Annotated in this window: 15 protein-coding genes and 1 tRNA gene; 8 read left to right on the forward strand and 8 right to left on the reverse strand. The window is 40.5% G+C overall.

The features are described 5' to 3' along the window. Positions 1-37: 37 nt before the first annotated feature. Positions 38-250, reverse strand: a complete 213-nt coding sequence (locus tag ACFG4S_RS29485) for a hypothetical protein (RefSeq protein ID WP_392532438.1) — start codon at positions 248-250, stop codon at positions 38-40. On the opposite strand from ACFG4S_RS29485, the gene ACFG4S_RS29490 reads away from it, so the two are divergent. Continuing rightward, positions 221-1,075: a bifunctional class I SAM-dependent methyltransferase/HIT family protein gene (locus tag ACFG4S_RS29490; RefSeq protein WP_392532439.1), complete on the forward strand. Its 855-nt coding sequence runs from the start codon at positions 221-223 to the stop codon at positions 1,073-1,075. The genes ACFG4S_RS29485 and ACFG4S_RS29490 overlap by 30 nt on opposite strands. 227 nt (positions 1,076-1,302) lie before the next feature. Here the strand turns inward: ACFG4S_RS29490 and ACFG4S_RS29495 are convergent, their stop codons facing one another. Further along, positions 1,303-2,064: a Uma2 family endonuclease gene (locus tag ACFG4S_RS29495; protein WP_392532440.1), complete on the reverse strand. Its 762-nt coding sequence runs from the start codon at positions 2,062-2,064 to the stop codon at positions 1,303-1,305. Positions 2,065-2,586: 522 nt separating this feature from the next. Here ACFG4S_RS29495 and serA point away from each other — a divergent pair. After that, positions 2,587-4,167, forward strand: coding sequence for a phosphoglycerate dehydrogenase (gene serA / locus ACFG4S_RS29500; RefSeq protein WP_392532441.1), 1,581 nt, complete (start codon positions 2,587-2,589; stop codon positions 4,165-4,167). 193 nt (positions 4,168-4,360) lie between these two features. Further along, on the forward strand, positions 4,361-5,281 hold the full coding sequence (prmA, locus tag ACFG4S_RS29505; protein WP_392532442.1) for a 50S ribosomal protein L11 methyltransferase: 921 nt from the start codon (positions 4,361-4,363) through the stop codon (positions 5,279-5,281). A 53-nt stretch (positions 5,282-5,334) separates the two neighbouring features. Here prmA and ACFG4S_RS29510 read toward each other — a convergent pair whose 3' ends face one another. From ACFG4S_RS29510 to ACFG4S_RS29525, 4 genes are all read right to left on the reverse strand, one after another. Then, positions 5,335-5,499 (reverse strand): hypothetical protein, encoded by a 165-nt coding sequence (locus ACFG4S_RS29510; protein ID WP_392532443.1) that lies wholly within the window; start codon positions 5,497-5,499, stop codon positions 5,335-5,337. A gap of 276 nt (positions 5,500-5,775) precedes the next feature. After that, positions 5,776-6,144 (reverse strand): winged helix-turn-helix transcriptional regulator, encoded by a 369-nt coding sequence (locus ACFG4S_RS29515; protein ID WP_392532444.1) that lies wholly within the window; start codon positions 6,142-6,144, stop codon positions 5,776-5,778. 251 nt (positions 6,145-6,395) lie between these two features. Continuing rightward, on the reverse strand, positions 6,396-6,899 hold the full coding sequence (locus ACFG4S_RS29520) for a 2TM domain-containing protein (protein ID WP_392532445.1): 504 nt from the start codon (positions 6,897-6,899) through the stop codon (positions 6,396-6,398). 306 nt (positions 6,900-7,205) lie between these two features. Continuing rightward, positions 7,206-8,021 carry a creatininase family protein gene (locus ACFG4S_RS29525; RefSeq protein ID WP_392532446.1) on the reverse strand — a complete coding sequence of 272 codons (816 nt, stop codon included), beginning with the start codon at positions 8,019-8,021 and terminating at the stop codon, positions 7,206-7,208. A gap of 205 nt (positions 8,022-8,226) precedes the next feature. Between ACFG4S_RS29525 and ACFG4S_RS29530 the strand changes: the two genes are divergently transcribed. Together ACFG4S_RS29530 and ACFG4S_RS29535 are read left to right on the forward strand one after the other, a co-directional pair. Continuing rightward, positions 8,227-8,943 (forward strand): ROK family protein, encoded by a 717-nt coding sequence (locus ACFG4S_RS29530; RefSeq protein WP_392532447.1) that lies wholly within the window; start codon positions 8,227-8,229, stop codon positions 8,941-8,943. Between the two features lie 455 nt (positions 8,944-9,398). Next, the gene (locus ACFG4S_RS29535; protein WP_392532448.1) at positions 9,399-9,956 is read left to right on the forward strand and encodes a peptidoglycan-binding protein; all 558 of its coding nucleotides are present in this window, start codon (positions 9,399-9,401) and stop codon (positions 9,954-9,956) included. 100 nt (positions 9,957-10,056) lie between these two features. Here ACFG4S_RS29535 and ACFG4S_RS29540 read toward each other — a convergent pair whose 3' ends face one another. Both ACFG4S_RS29540 and ACFG4S_RS29545 read right to left on the reverse strand, forming a co-directional pair. Next, positions 10,057-12,477 carry a sucrose synthase gene (locus ACFG4S_RS29540; RefSeq protein WP_392532449.1) on the reverse strand — a complete coding sequence of 807 codons (2,421 nt, stop codon included), beginning with the start codon at positions 12,475-12,477 and terminating at the stop codon, positions 10,057-10,059. A 600-nt stretch (positions 12,478-13,077) separates the two neighbouring features. Beyond that, positions 13,078-13,150: transfer RNA gene (locus ACFG4S_RS29545), tRNA-His, on the reverse strand. Between the two features lie 128 nt (positions 13,151-13,278). On the opposite strand from ACFG4S_RS29545, the gene ACFG4S_RS29550 reads away from it, so the two are divergent. The 3 genes from ACFG4S_RS29550 (at position 13,279) to cobA (ending at position 15,405) form a co-directional block, all read left to right on the forward strand. Continuing rightward, positions 13,279-13,662, forward strand: coding sequence for a DUF4359 domain-containing protein (locus ACFG4S_RS29550; protein WP_392532450.1), 384 nt, complete (start codon positions 13,279-13,281; stop codon positions 13,660-13,662). A 220-nt stretch (positions 13,663-13,882) separates the two neighbouring features. Further along, complete coding sequence (locus tag ACFG4S_RS29555; protein WP_392532451.1) at positions 13,883-14,629, forward strand: sirohydrochlorin chelatase; 747 nt, start codon at positions 13,883-13,885, stop codon at positions 14,627-14,629. Next, on the forward strand, positions 14,626-15,405 hold the full coding sequence (gene cobA / locus ACFG4S_RS29560; protein ID WP_392532452.1) for a uroporphyrinogen-III C-methyltransferase: 780 nt from the start codon (positions 14,626-14,628) through the stop codon (positions 15,403-15,405). Before ACFG4S_RS29555 ends, cobA begins: the two co-directional genes overlap by 4 nt. The last annotated feature ends 137 nt before the right edge of the window (positions 15,406-15,542 follow it).

Here is a 15,542-nt window from a genome sequence, read left to right on the forward strand (position 1 = left end):
TTGCACCTAAGTGATTGATTATCGGAGTTATTTCCAGTTAATAGAGCAAATTTGACCATTTTACTTTTTGTCTGCTTTCAACGGTAAACGATCGCCTGGTTGCACAAATGTCTTCAACCTCTCCAGCAATTAGCCATGAGTCGCCAAGCACTCTGAGGCGATCGCATAACCTCATGGAATGCTGGGAATAATAATTTTGGGACACCAGCACCAAAATTCCATGAAACAGCAAAAAAATCAATTCAGCCATCTTACTGCAATCGAAAGAACTTATCTATCATTTCCTGCACAGTTTTTATTAAATCAAAATCTGCTCCAAGGGAAAATACTAGACTTTGGTTGTGGCTTAGGTAACGATGTTAAAATATTGGGCAAAAAAGGCTGTGATATTACAGGCTATGACCCTTATTATTTTCCAGAATATCCTCAAAATAAATTTGATACAATAATCTGCTTTTATGTTTTAAATGTTTTGTTTAAGGAAGAACAATCTAATACTCTTATGGAAATATCCCACTTATTAAAACCGGGAGGTAAAGCTTATTATGCTGTGAGAAGAGACATTAAAAAAGAAGGTTTTAGAGAGCATTATGTCCATAAAAAGCCTACTTTTCAATGTATTGTTAAACTTCCATTTCCTTCAATTTATTCCGATGAAAAGCGTGAATTATATGAATATATTCATTATAATTATCAGCGGAATTCATTGAATTATTGTATATTTTGTAATCCGCGTAAAAATCTAAAATTATTAACTGAATCTGCAACTGCTTACGCTATCTTTGATGGCTATCCTTTAAGTAAAGGACATGTTTTAGTTATTCCGAAACGTCATGTTAGCAATTATTTTGAACTACCATTTAAAGAACAATCTGCTTGCTGGTTTATGGTGAATAAAGTACAAGAAATTATTAGAACTAAATTTGAACCTGATGGCTTTAATGTAGGAATGAATATCAATCAAGAAGCAGGTCAAAATATTATGCACGCCAGTATTCATATTATACCTCGTTACAAAGGTGATACTCTCTCTACTAAAAGTGGAATCAGAAACGTTATTCCTAAAAACCAATAGTTTTTCTGTAATAATTCAATGGTTTTGAAACATCTGTATTTAGTTAGGGAAATCCAATAAATTATCCGGCTTGAAGTTACTAACTGTGGTCACTGAATCTCGACTCACTTCGACGCCGCTCAGTGCAAGTCGCTCGATTTGAGCATAGCCGAAATGAACCGAAATGAACCGAAATTAGCCGAAGTATTGACTGTGAACAGTGGGATATTTTTTTATTTGGAAGTGCCTTAAGCAAGATTATTTGGATCTATTCCCAGCGCTCTTAATTGTTCCGTCAACTGTTGAACGCGTTGTTCTGCAACCTCAGCGCGTTGTGCTTCTTGTTGAGCGCGTTGTGCTTCTTGTTGAGCGCGTTGTGCTTCTTGTTGAGCGCGTTGTGCTTCTTGTTTTATTTGTTCTGCGGGTGTGAGATACCGTTGTCCTTGCTCATCATACCAATACATCCATTCCCGCGTTACACCGCAATAATTTCCCCTTTCGCAACCAATTCCTAAGCCAATTTCTGGTAACCAAACTGGGTTTCCTTCTTGCAATTCATACTTACCATTAACTAACTTATGTACTTCCAGATGGGGTTTGCGGCGGCGACGAGATGAATAAATTACGTAGTAAAGTACACCCAAAGCTTCATATTCATCCAATTTAGTAGTGTATTCCTTGCGATAATTTTGGGAAACTACTTCTAGTACGAAAATCGGTACGACATTTTCATCCCACAGCACATAACTGGGACGCAGTTCTTCATCATAAAATCGCTCTACCCCTAAGCTCAAAAACCCATCTGGCACAATGGGCGGTTTATCAGGGTGATAATAAATACCCATATCTATGGCAAACAACCAGTCTATGCGTTCTGCCCAAAGTATCAGTAAGATCGCCTTGAGTAAGCCTGGTATCAATTCTTGTAGTTCATTATCCACAGGTGTTTCATCAGAGTCGGGTAGTTCTTCGGCTGAGGGCAAGTACCTTGGCAAGTTGTACTCTAACATGGCTGATTTTCCCAAAACTCAAATGATATTTGGTTCTTTTGGCTCACGAAAATTATAGCGATTTTCAGTGCAAGATGTGTTCTAATAAATCTATGCGATCGCCTACCTACTTGTTTTTGCCTGGGCGATCGTGGATCTATTGCCAGTATAGTTGCGATCGCCTCATAAATAGAGAACGCCTAGAAGTGTAGACTCATTTACCTTAGCAATCTGGCATATTCCGCAAAGTTGCTAAACTCAAGAAAAATTTTGGTAACTCTTAACTATTAATAAATATATAGGTGTTTGATCCTATTCATGCTTTATATTTAGCCACAGGGTAGTGCAAACACTCATTCATCTTCAAATACTAGGAGGCAGTACATATCACCTGGAGCAACTCACGCTCTGATACCTTCAGTACACAGTGTAAGTCAAGGTTAAGTTGATATTAAAACCCATAATCTTTGCTGAATTGCGACAGATAAAGACTAAACTAAAAAGTCTTGTGCAGCAAAACCTGTAGCTTTAAATGAAGTAATCATGTCTAAGGTTCTTGTATCTGATTCTATTGACCAAGCTGGAATTGACATCCTTTCGCAAGTTGCCACCGTTGATGTCAAACTAGGTCTAAAACCACCCGAACTGATCGAAATTATTGGTCAGTACGACGCGCTAATGATTCGCTCTGGTACACGCGTCACCCAAGAAATTATTGAAGCCGGCACTCAGCTAAAAATCATCGGTCGTGCTGGTGTGGGTGTGGATAATGTGGATGTTCCCGCCGCCACCCGCCGGGGAATCGTGGTAGTCAATTCTCCAGAGGGAAACACAATTGCCGCTGCCGAACACGCGCTAGCGATGATTTTGGCTTTGTCTCGCCACATTCCTGATGCTAACGCTTCGGTGAAACGCGGTGCGTGGGATCGCAATAGCTTTGTTGGCGCGGAAGTCTACAAAAAAACTCTCGGCGTTGTCGGTTTGGGTAAAATTGGCTCCCATGTTGCCGCTGTAGCTAAGACAATGGGGATGAAACTCTTAGCTTATGACCCATTTATTTCTACAGAACGAGCCGAACAACTTGGCTGTCAGCTAGTAGAGCTAGATTTACTCTTCCAGCAAGCAGACTATATCACCTTACACATCCCGAAAACCCCAGAAACTACCCACTTAATCAATGCCACAACTCTGGCAAAGATGAAACCCACAGCTCGGATTATCAACTGCGCTCGTGGTGGGATCATTGATGAAGTCGCTTTAGCAGCGGCTCTGAAAGCAGGTAAAATTGGCGGTGCAGCCTTAGATGTGTTTGAGTCAGAACCACTGGGCGAATCGGAATTGCGATCGCTAGGTAAAGAAGTTATCCTCACTCCCCACTTAGGAGCCTCCACCACGGAAGCTCAAGTAAATGTAGCCATTGATGTCGCCGAACAAATTCGGGATGTTCTTTTGGGACTACCAGCACGTTCTGCCGTGAACATTCCCGGACTCGGCCCCGATGTGTTGGAAGAACTCAAACCCTACATGCAACTAGCAGAAACCCTAGGTAATCTGGTAGGACAGCTAGCTGGCGGACGAGTGGAAGTACTCAATATTCGACTGCAAGGCGAACTCGCAACCAACAAAAGTCAGCCTTTGGTAGTAGCGGCCTTGAAAGGATTACTTTACCAAGCTTTGCGGGAACGGGTCAATTACGTGAATGCCAGCATAGAAGCCAAAGAACGCGGAATTCGGGTGATTGAAACCCGCGATGCTTCCATTAGAGACTATGCCGGTACACTGCATCTAGAAGCCACAGGTACTTTAGGTACTCATTCTGTTACAGGCGCTTTGTTGGGTGAGCGGGAAATCCACCTCACCGACGTTGACGGTTTCCCAATTAACGTTCCACCCACCAAATATATGCTGTTTACCCTACACCGGGATATGCCAGGAATTATCGGCAAACTCGGTTCCCTGCTTGGCAGTTTTAATGTGAATATTGCCAGTATGCAAGTAGGTCGTAAAATTGTCCGTGGTGATGCAGTTATGGCTCTCAGTATAGATGACCCTTTACCTGAGGGCATTTTAGATGAGATTATTAAAGTCCCTGGTATTCGGGACGCGTATACAGTAACTCTGTAAAGTGCTGAGTGCTGAGTAACGAGTGCTGAGTGAATAAAAGTTAGGAGTGAATACTTAGGAGTAAACAGTTAAACACCAAAACTCCTAATTCCTAACTCCTAACTCCTAACTCCTAACTCCTAACTCCTAACTCTCTCATACTCAGCACGGGCTAAACGCCCCGCTATCCATGTACAGCACTCAGCACTCAAAAATGGCAAACACCTGGTGGGAACTACAAATTTTATGTGAGCCAGACCTAGAAGATTCGATCTTTTGGCGACTGGAAGATTTTGGCTGTCGTGGTACAGCTAGTGAAAGCAAAGGAAATTCCTCCTTAATCAGGGGTTACTTGCCCACAATTCAAACACAACTATTAGATTTGGCAGCACTATCGCTGTTGCTGCGACAAGATGCTCTCTGTGTAGGACTTTTATCTCCGACTCTGAACTGGCAATTAATTGATGAAGAAGATTGGGCGACTAGCTGGAAACAATATTGGCATCCCCAGGAAATAGGCGATCGCTTTCTCATTAATCCCGCCTGGCTACCATTACCAGAAACAACGGAACGGTTAGTGATTCGTCTCGACCCTGGTGTAGCATTTGGTACGGGTAATCATGCTACGACCCAGCTATGTTTGGAATCTCTGGAAATGCGCCTGAGTCAAGTACCTCAATCATTTGTGGGTACTGGTGGCAAACAGGAACATCTGGTAATTGCGGATATTGGCTGTGGTTCTGGTATTCTTTCCATTGGGGCGCTGCTACTGGGAGCAGAGAAAGTCTATGCAGTGGATACTGACCCTTTGGCAGTGCAATCAACTATCAGCAATGCCACCCTAAATAACATTAGCCCAGAACGTTTACTGTCTGCACAGGGAAGTATGGATGTTTTAACAAAACTCCTAGAAAAGCCAGTAGACGGTATCGTTTGCAATATTTTGGCTAATGTGATTATTGAGTTGGTTCCAGAAATGAGTGCGATCGCTAAGCCTAACACTTGGGCTATTTTCAGTGGTATTTTATTGGAACAATCAAAAGCAGTCGCTGACGCCTTGGAAAAAAATGGTTGGGTCGTTGCTACGTTGTGGAAACGCAAAGAATGGTGTTGTTTGAATGTCAGGCGTTCTTAAGCAAAAATATATTAACTGCGTAGGCTTGTGGTAGATATCGCCCCAGAGATAACCTAATTCTTTCTTTTAGCGGAGCGATCGGCTTTAGTTGAAAATTGGTACTTTTGTATGACTTGCTCAATCTGGCAAGTCACCGAATTTATTCTGTGTTTAACTTTATCAAAATCAATACTTACCCAAATGTAGGCTTTGTCAGGTATTTCTGGCTTTTTATTCATAGATTGCCTCTATTGTCAACATGTTTTCTTATATCTATACAATATAGCTATCCTAATATCTAAACTACTTTCTCAAGACGTATAAGTAGATATGCTTAATCTTTACTTAAGATTTTACCTAGTACCGCTGCGGGTAATTTGTAATTTCGTGTTAGCCTGGATTTCAGGCATTTCAAATGGTTGGCTTATTTATACCGTAGTGTAGTAGTATTTCAATTAAAAAATAGCAGGAGGTAGTGAGGAAATATATTACTTACTCTCCGTCGGAAAATGTCTTTAATTTTGAATTTTGAATTTTGAATTGTTAAGGTGATTGGTTTGAGCAAAATGCTTAACACCCCATTCATGCATAGCATAGAGAATTGGTTGCAAAGTTTCTCCTAAAGGTGTGAGTGAATATTCTACCTTTGGGGGAATTTGGGGATAAACTTCTCGATGAATAATGCCGTCTTCTTCCATTTCTCTAAGTTGCTGAGTCAGCATCTTTTGAGTTATTCCAGGTAAAGCTCGCTGCAACTCGCCAAAGCGTTTGACGCCAGCCATTAATTCTCTAATAATCAGAACTTTCCACCGTCCGCCAATAACCTTTAGTGTAGTTTCGACTTCACAAGTCAGCCTGCTATGGTTTTCCGCTTCAGCTTTCATCTAAACCTCCCAGGAGACTTCCAAATCAGTATTATTATATTCGCCTAATGCTGTTTTATGTCTATTGATAGATTTAGATATCTGTATAAAGATAGAAATAATACTTCAAGCGTCGGGTTAGATTGATTCTAATCCTAATAATTGCTGTATTTGTTCAGATTCAATCAAGTGCTATTAGACAACAATTTTTGCGGTAAATGTTACCCCGATTTCTCCTGCGGGGTTTTTCTATGAACGATGCACCAAATTTACTAAGTCTGCAAAGCTTTAAACCACTTATTCAAAACTGTACTGATAGTTTTTTTAATCTGATGGTTACGGTTCCACTTCTGGAATGCCATTTCGTACTCTTCACCTTTGATTTGAAAGGTATTCCAGACATCAAGCCCTAGTGGCAATCCGCAGAATAGTAAAATATAGAGCGACCAAGAAATTCCGCCACCAGCGATTAAATCTACGAGGAGCAAAAAGCCATTAAAAATTACATAATTGCCTAGACGCTTCTGAAATCTTCTTATGCGGTACGTGTCAAAAGCTTTTCGCTGTTGCACTTGACCTTGTTGGACTACCCAATCGCGTTCTGCTAATTTTAAAGACTCAGGTGAAATTTCTAACTCAGCAGCAATTTCTAATATCTGCTGATAAGAAAATTCTGTGTCTTTCTCATCAGCTTGACGAGCGATCGCCAAGTGCAGAATTTGTTGCACGTCTTCTTGGCTATAAGAGCGGATGCTTTGAGGTTCAAAGGCCGTCATAATTCTTTCTTTTAGATACTTTTAATACAAACTACCCTGTTAGCACAGATGTCAAACAGCTACGCCACTACTATTTCTATTATCTCTACATTAGCAAATTTAGATGATATAAGTAGGTCGGTGCAATTAAAGCTAATTGGCGGATGCTGTTATTGGCCATTGGTAAGGATTTGAAGCGTATGTATGTTTCGTAATATAATTTGGTTTATTCCCAACGACTTAACTTAGCGCATCCAAAGTATTGAATTTTGAGTCAAAAGTGTCAATCTTTCCCTTACTTTCCTAAAAACGCAATTAATCGAATGTCTAACGACTTTCTCCACCTACTTTTGGTTGTTGAAAAGCATAAATATCTTGAATAACTTGTACCCAACCGTTAGCGACAGATTCGAGAATGCGATCGCCTTTTTCTTTAGTTGCGGTTGTAGCGTCGCCAATTACTCCACTTTTACTGATATCTCGCGTCACCCAAGCCACTGGTAACTTACCCTCCCAACTCAGTAAAGTACTTTCTAATTGTTCTGGTGGATACTCCGCAACAGCTTTTTCTAGCTTCACTTGCTCTGGTAAAATCGATAGCATAATGCTAGTTTCTGCATCTCCAGCGTGCATTCCTAACGCCGCCTCTTTCGGCGTCAATAATTCTTTAGTAATATTAGGCACACGCCAAGTAAACAGCGGAAATACCAAAAAATCATCATACTGAACATGCAAATCTCGTGCTGCCATTTGCATTACTTGGGGTTGTCCGCCGTGAGAGTTCATTAACACCAGTTTTCTAAACCCAGCACGATAGATACTTTCTCCCACTTCCATAATGATTGCCGTCAGAGTTGCCGTGCTTAGGGTAATCGTACCGGGAAAGTGCCAGTGTTCATTAGATTTGCCATAATTAAGGCTTGGTAAAGCATAAGCCGGAATGTTAGCATCCAGCTTTTCCAATGCTTTTCCCAGCACCCCTATACCAATCGCCGCATCTACAATTAACGGTAAATGGGGGCCATGTTGTTCAATTGCCCCTACTGGTTGAATAATTACAACATTTTCCTTATCTGGCATTGCCTGGATGTCAGTCCAAGTCAGGTAGGGAAAAAAGCGTTGTGGGGGAATAAAGCTGTGCATATGACTTAAATTTATATTTTAGGGCATTGGGCAAAACAGTTCTGAGTGCTGAGTGAGGAGTGAGGAGTTTTGTTTATCTCCTTATCCCCTCATCCTCCCCATTCCCCATGCCCACCAATAATGAAAACTCTCCAAACATCCGAATATTAGCAGATGCAGCAGAGGATAATAACGAAATAACTAGCAGTAATAAGGATATAACTCAATGATTGAAGAAAATGGCTCGATTCGTACTTTATCGGTTGATATTGGTGGTAGTGGCGTTAAAGCGATGGTTTTGGATATTACGGGAAATCCGATAACTGAAAGAGCGCGTTTAGATACACCCCAACCTGCCACACCAGAGGTTGTAATTAATGCAATTGTTGTGTTGGCTGCGGCTCAAGGTGAATTTCATCGCGTTTCCGTAGGTTTTCCTGGTGTGGTGCGGTGTGGAGTCACGGAAACAGCGGTAAACCTGCATCCAGATTGGATCGGATTTGATTTGGAAACAACATTATTAAAACAATTAAACAAGCCTGTACGGGTGATTAATGATGCAGATATGCAAGGACTTGGGGCGATCGCTGGTAAAGGTGTAGAATTGGTGATTACTCTGGGTACAGGCTTTGGTTCAGCTTTATTTATAGATGGTAAGCTCGTACCGAATATGGAAATGGGACATCATCCGTTTCGTAAAGGAGAGACTTTTGAGCAACAACTAGGACGTGCAGAGTTGGAAAAAATTGGCGAGAAAAGATGGAACAAGCGTTTAGAAAAGGCGATCGCCTCCTTGCAACATCTATTCAATTATGATTACCTTTACATTGGTGGTGGTGAAGCTGTGAGAGTGAATCTTCAGTTACCTTTAAATGTAAAACTCATCCCCAATATCACTGGTTTATTAGGCGGTATTGCTTTGTGGCGAGATGAGAAAAGGTAAGGGCTTCAACCCTGATTTTGAGGACTAAAGTCCTCACTACAAACTAAAAATAATATGCCAGTTGCGTAAGTCCTGATTCTTTTCGAGATGCACAGCAAAAGAGTTGATACGTCATTGTTAAAAACTCTTCCCTTCATCAGAGAGGTTTCCTCCTGCCTCCTGCCTCCTTCTTGTTGATGGCATTCCCATACGATCGCATAGTATGTTATTGTCTAAACCGTTGATTTAGATAGGATATCTGACAACTTGATAACTTGATTAAAGATAAAAAAAGCACAAAGGCTAATGATATTAGGCTAATTATACGGAATAGGAGGCGAGCAAATATGATTGTGAGAATATTATTATTGGAAAAAATTACTACATAATTTTTGTATTTGAACAGTATGCACTATCCCGGACAGCATTACTGTTGTTTGTTAAAAGAAATATTGCTTTAAGTAAAATGAACTACAATGACTGAAATTGGTCTGATGATGACGGGCGTGTTAATAACAAGACAAACATCTGGGTATAATTTGCCAGAGCAGCAATTATTTCAGATGGAAAATGACGTAAACCAGTCCATGCAGAGTGAGTTAGAGATAACTGCTCAAGTCACACCACCTGAATTCATACAGACGGATGAAACTTCCCAAGCTTCTCTAAGAGCGATCGCACCAGACAAAGAACATATACTTAAAAAAATCAGCAAAAATAATCAATTACTAGCTTCTTCTGATTTAGCTGAGTCCAAGAAAAAGTATCCTCAGTCCTTAGCTAAAAGCCGTCCTAAGCCTGGGGGAAGATTCCAAAAGTATAGTAGTCAGCCTCTACCAACTCTCTATTTCGGTAGCTCTGGCGTTGCGGTTCGAGCCTTACAACGGCTGTTACTATCTAATGGATATACCGTTAGAGTCGATGGGATTTTTGGGGCGCTGACAGAGACTGCTGTCAAAGCATTTCAAAATCAGCGCAACATAGCAGTAGATGGAATAGTTGGTCAACGAACCTGGCGGGCATTGACCATTTAGTTGAGAGTTAAGAGTTATGAAACTTCGTATTATTCATAATTCCTAATTCATTGGTGAAAATCTCAGAAAGAATCACTTTTGTAATTAACGAACAGCTTTATTATCGGTACTGATGCTGCTCTAATAGCTGTTGCGCTCTTGGCTTATAAATTAAATAGAATAAAGCCTCAAGATAACGCAATAAATCTTCCCGATTCTCCTTTGACGTAAAGTTCCAGAAGCCGTAAATCCGTGCTAATGATAAGAGCTTCGTAGTGTGAATTTTCCAAGTATAGGTGCTGTAAACTCGGTCAATAGCTCGATGGGAAATTTCATTCCAATAGTTAGGATTTTGTTCGCATTTTGTGATAAAGTCAACAATTTTTGTGGCCGTTTCCTCTAAATTTGTTGGGTTAATCAAAAAGCCATTAACTTTATCTTGAATAATCTCCAGTGGACCTCCAAATTGTGTAGCAAAAGTCGGTAATCCTGAAACCATCGCTTCTAAAATTGTCAAACCAAAAGCTTCAAATAAAGCTGGTTGTACAAAAATTCCCTGGCGATCGGCAATGACTCGGTAAATTTCACCAGAATCATTTTTAGTCAACCGCACACCCAGCCAACGAATTTTTCCGTGGAGATTGTACTGGTCAATTACTTGGTAGAGTTTGATAATTTGATCGCGTTCTTCGTTGTCGCTTGATTCTTCAACGCGCAATTTACCCGCTACTAAAATTAAGTTGCAATGCTCCTGTAATTCTTTACTTTGACCAAAGCATTCAGCTAAACCTGTAAGGTTTTTGATGTGGTCAAGACGCGCCATTGAGAAAAGAGGACGCTTGTTAGGATCTTCGAGTTTGCCAAAGATTTGACTGGGGTCATCTAAGGTAAAAAGTATTTCTGCAAGACGTTGGCGATCGCTCTCCACCCGATCTTTAGTCCGGGTGTAAGGGAAGTAATTATTTTCGTTGACTCCAGGCGGTACGACATTAAATTTGGGGCTAAATAATTCAATGCCATTCGTTACATGATACAACTCCGGCATGGTGAAGCACTTATAAGACTCGTACTGTCCCACACTATCCGGCGTTCCCACAATTTCTTGGTAGGTGCTGCTGATCACAAAATTGGCAGCATTCATCGCAATTAAGTCAGCTGTGAATTGTAATGAAAAATGGTATTTATCCTCTAATTCTTGCCAGTAAAGATTACTAAACAAGTATTTAGATTTTTCCAAAGCATGGGCAACATTGCATTGGGTAACTTTCAGCCGTCGCGCCAGCAAAAATGCCACTAAATTCCCATCAGTATAGTTACCAACTATTAAGTCAGGTGTGCCGTGAAATTCTGCCCGTAGTTCTCTTTCTGAGTCAATGGCGAAAGTTTCTAGATAAGGCCAAAACTCAAACCGGGAAATCCAGTTTTGAGTCATATTAGGGTTAAAATCTCGTAAAGGCACTCGCAAAATCCAGGCATTTTCGCTACCGTGGACTTTTTCTAGCCGTTGATTACAAAGGGTACCATCACTGTTGGGAATCAAGCGGGTGAGAATAATTACCTTTGGCTCGACATTCAATCCTTCTAAACCAGCTAGCAAAACATCTTCTTGTAGCTGCTTCTCTAGGCTCTTTGCCTGGTCAAGGACGTAAACTACCTGACCGCCGGTATCGGGACGCCCTAAAACACCCTCTTGGCCAAACCAACCGTGAGCTGACACCAAGACAATTCTAAAAATCATCGGAACCCTTGAAATGAAGGCTTCTAGGGTCTGAGGATCGGCAGAATCAATCAATCCATCGAGAATATTTAGGGTTTCTCGGACTCGCCCTGCGGTGTTACCCCAACCTGGCTCAAAACCCATTGACTGCAATTGGAATCGGAATTGTTCGTAGGGTTCATCATCGGGGCGATTATTAACAAAGCCGATCGCTTTCTTAACTTGCTCAGAAAGTTGCTGCTGTGATTGAATGCGATCGTTGACTAGCAGTTGAACACCGTTGTAGTGATGCAAGCGCAAGAAATTCAATAAGCTATCCAGCAATTGTTTAGAATCTTGAAATATTTTGCTGGATAGATAGCGGTTGAGGAATTGTACCCCTTTACCAATGTTTTTGGGATCGCGGATGACTGGGGTGTAGTCATAAAATGGGCCGAAGTCCAATTCTAGCAAGTCGCCATCGTTGGGATGAAATTTGTTCACCAAGCGATCGCGTAAATCCAATAAATCCTGCACCGTCATCGGCTCAATACTCAAGTCTGATGTTAACCAATAAACTTCTTGGCTAGCAATCTTTGAACGGATGATAAAACAGAAGTTTGAGTCCTCCTGAATAATTTCCTGAGTATAGTAAATGAGTTTACCTAGATCGGAGTTAGTGTAAGATGCCTCAGATTTTTGGTACTTGGAGCAATATTCAGCATATACATTCAGTATGTCGTTTCGCAGCAAGTACTTCTTTTCTTGTTGGCGTAATTCACTAATGAAGGAACGCAAATCACTTTTTTCTTCACTATCTAAGACTACTTGAAGCAATTCAGACATGGTAACTCCAATGGATGACGATGTTTGCATTGTTAACTTTCAAGGTGAGACAACCAAGCGTCTACCTTTTTTGCACCATGTATAAACACGAAAGCACACAGATAAACTATATTTATCTGTGTATCTCTGAGTATCTACTTTTCAGCAGCTACTGACATCATGTTCTACTTTACCTAAAGTATCTATGACTCAGTATTTTTGACTCTAACGAAAGGAATACAATTTTTATTTCTTTTGATAGACGTTGTGAAATAACTGACAAAATCATCTATGCTAATTCTCAATTAGTAATTCGTCAGAAAAAATTTTTGAGTTTTTAATTCTTGGGTTGCTAGTATTATATTGCCCAAGCTAGGGAAATAAAAGTTATTTTTTAAACTTAAAATTTAACTATTTCTACTTCAAATAGAGTTTTTATAAGTAGATTTACTTATATGCTTCAAATTATTTATAAGATAAACTAATCATTTATAGCGAGTTTGTGGTTCTTTCAAGTCTATAAAGCTATATATGACAGATTCTTGTTAAAGTGATGGCTATGAGTGTTCACACTTATAAACATCTTGTACATAAGTGTAGACATCTGAGAAAACTACTTAGGGCGAACGATGGGACTCGAACCCACGAATGGTGGTACCACAAACCACTGCCTTAACCACTTGGCTACGCTCGCCATTCAACAATTTGAATTATAACAATTTTTTGAGAAGCGATCAAGGGTTTTTGTTTAAGGAACGGACTGATTTGATATATAGTCTCTGGAATTTAACAATTATAATCAATCTTACTTGCTTGGCAAACATGAAACAGCTAACCATCATCGCATATACTGGAGTAGCAGCAGGACTCGCCGCCTTGGGTATGACAATGGCGAAGACTAATCCGAGTCAGGTTGCATATGAAGAATATGCAGTGCAGCAGCTGGCAAGCTACTTAAAAACCGATGTATGCAAAAAAACCACGAATTTAATAGAAAATTTAATCCGTTTTAATTGTGCAAAGTTGGTTGATGAAGCTAATCCGCAGATGCAGGAAATTGTTGCTAAGACTACAGAAAGGCAAAATTACATTATTTTTAGTATTTACCGTACAGATTTAAAAATAAATTCTTGGATACCTGCTTACAGATTTGAAACGGTGGGAGCTTTTGATCAATTTTATACTTACACTGCCGAACAAGACTAAGGCAAGCAGTGACTAGAATAGTTGTATTGATTATATTGATAAACTAATGAGGATTTAAGTTGGATAAAACTAGGGCTAGAGCAGCTTAATACAAGCGAATCATTCTGGTAAATGAATGATGATTAGCTTAATAGTGTTGGCGATCGCCAATCTAGCCATTACACTAGCTTAATTTTAAGTAAAATATGAAAATTATTCACTAAAAGTTTCAGCTTGCCCCATGTCATCTGCATATTTATTGGTCTCTCACGGAAGCCGCGATCCGCGCCCTGAAATCGCTATGCAGCAATTGGCAACGCTAGTATGTCAGAAATTACACAACAATCTTCATCCAGCAAATAGCGAAGATGTGGTAGGTATAGCTGCTTTAGAAATGAGTTCTCAGCCTCTATACGAGCAGATTAAACAATTTGCCGAGAGCGCTTTTGGCATTGAGAAAGTGTCTCAAAACAACAATCGCCTCAAAATTGTACCGCTATTTCTGCTGCCGGGAGTTCATGTAATGACAGATATTCCCACCCAAGTAGCACTGGCACAGGAAGCTACTGGTGAAGATATTATGATTGAATTGCAACCATACTTAGGTTCTCACCCAGATTTAGAAAAATTGCTGGCAAAACAAATCTCTAAAATAGAAGCAGAAGCATGGATTCTTTTATCTCATGGTAGCCGTCGCCCTGATTCTCAAAAATCAGTTGAAGCAATGGCGACAAGTTTAGGAGCAGTGGTTGCTTATTGGTCTGTCCCTGCTAGTTTAGAATCACGGGTGCAAGAGTTGGTAACTGGTGGCTATCGGGAAATTGCAATTTTGCCATACTTTTTATTCACTGGTGGAATAACCGATGCGATCGCTACTTCACTAGAAAAGCTAAAATTACAATTCTCGGCGGTAACTTTTCACTTAGCAGAACCTTTGGGAGTAAGTGCAGAATTAGCCGATTTAATTGTGGATTTAACAGAGAAATGAACCGCACAATCACAGAGAGGAACAAGTATTTGGGAAAGGTTTATTTAGTAGGTGCGGGGCCAGGAGATCCAGGACTCATAACCCTGAAGGCGAAAGGTTTATTGGAATGTGCAGATGTAGTCATCTATGATGCTTTGGTGAGTCCAGCAATTCTAGCAATGATTAATCCCCAAGCCGATCGAATTAACGCTGGTAAACGTGCTGGGAGACATTCTTTATTGCAAGAACAAACAACTCAATTGCTGATTGATAAAGCCCAGGATCATGCCATAGTAGTCCGCTTAAAGGGTGGCGATCCGTTTATCTTTGGTCGCGGTGGCGAGGAAATGGCAGAATTAGTCAATGCGGGGATTCCCGTTGAGGTTGTGCCTGGCATCACATCGGGAATTGCTGCCGCAGCCTATGCAGGTATACCTTTGACTCATCGGCTATATAGTTCGTCAGTTACATTTGTTACTGGTCACGAAGCATCAGGTAAATATAGACCGATAGTAAATTGGAATGCGATCGCCCACGGTTCTGAAACGATAGTGATTTATATGGGAATTCATAATCTGCCTTACATAGTGGAAGAATTAAGTAGGGCTGGGTTGAGTTTAGAAACGCCTATTGGTTTGGTGCGTTGGGGTACCCGCCCAGAACAAGAAGAATTGATTGGAACATTGGAGACAATTGTAGAACAAGTAGAACAGACTGGATTTGGTGCGCCGGCGATCGCAGTAATTGGACAAGTAGTAAAGATGCACGAAATTCTGTCTGGTTGTCGTCCAGTTTGATGGTTGGCGTAAAGCTTGTTGAAAGTAAAGCTCAGGTAAATATGACATTAAGCAGAATAGTTACCACCCAGGTAATACTCAACCTTAAACCTCCAAAAAAATATCTTTCTTATTTAAGAGTAGCTATTGTATATAGG

This window comes from Nostoc sp. C117 (assembly GCF_043099735.1).
Lineage (GTDB): Bacteria > Cyanobacteriota > Cyanobacteriia > Cyanobacteriales > Nostocaceae > Nostoc.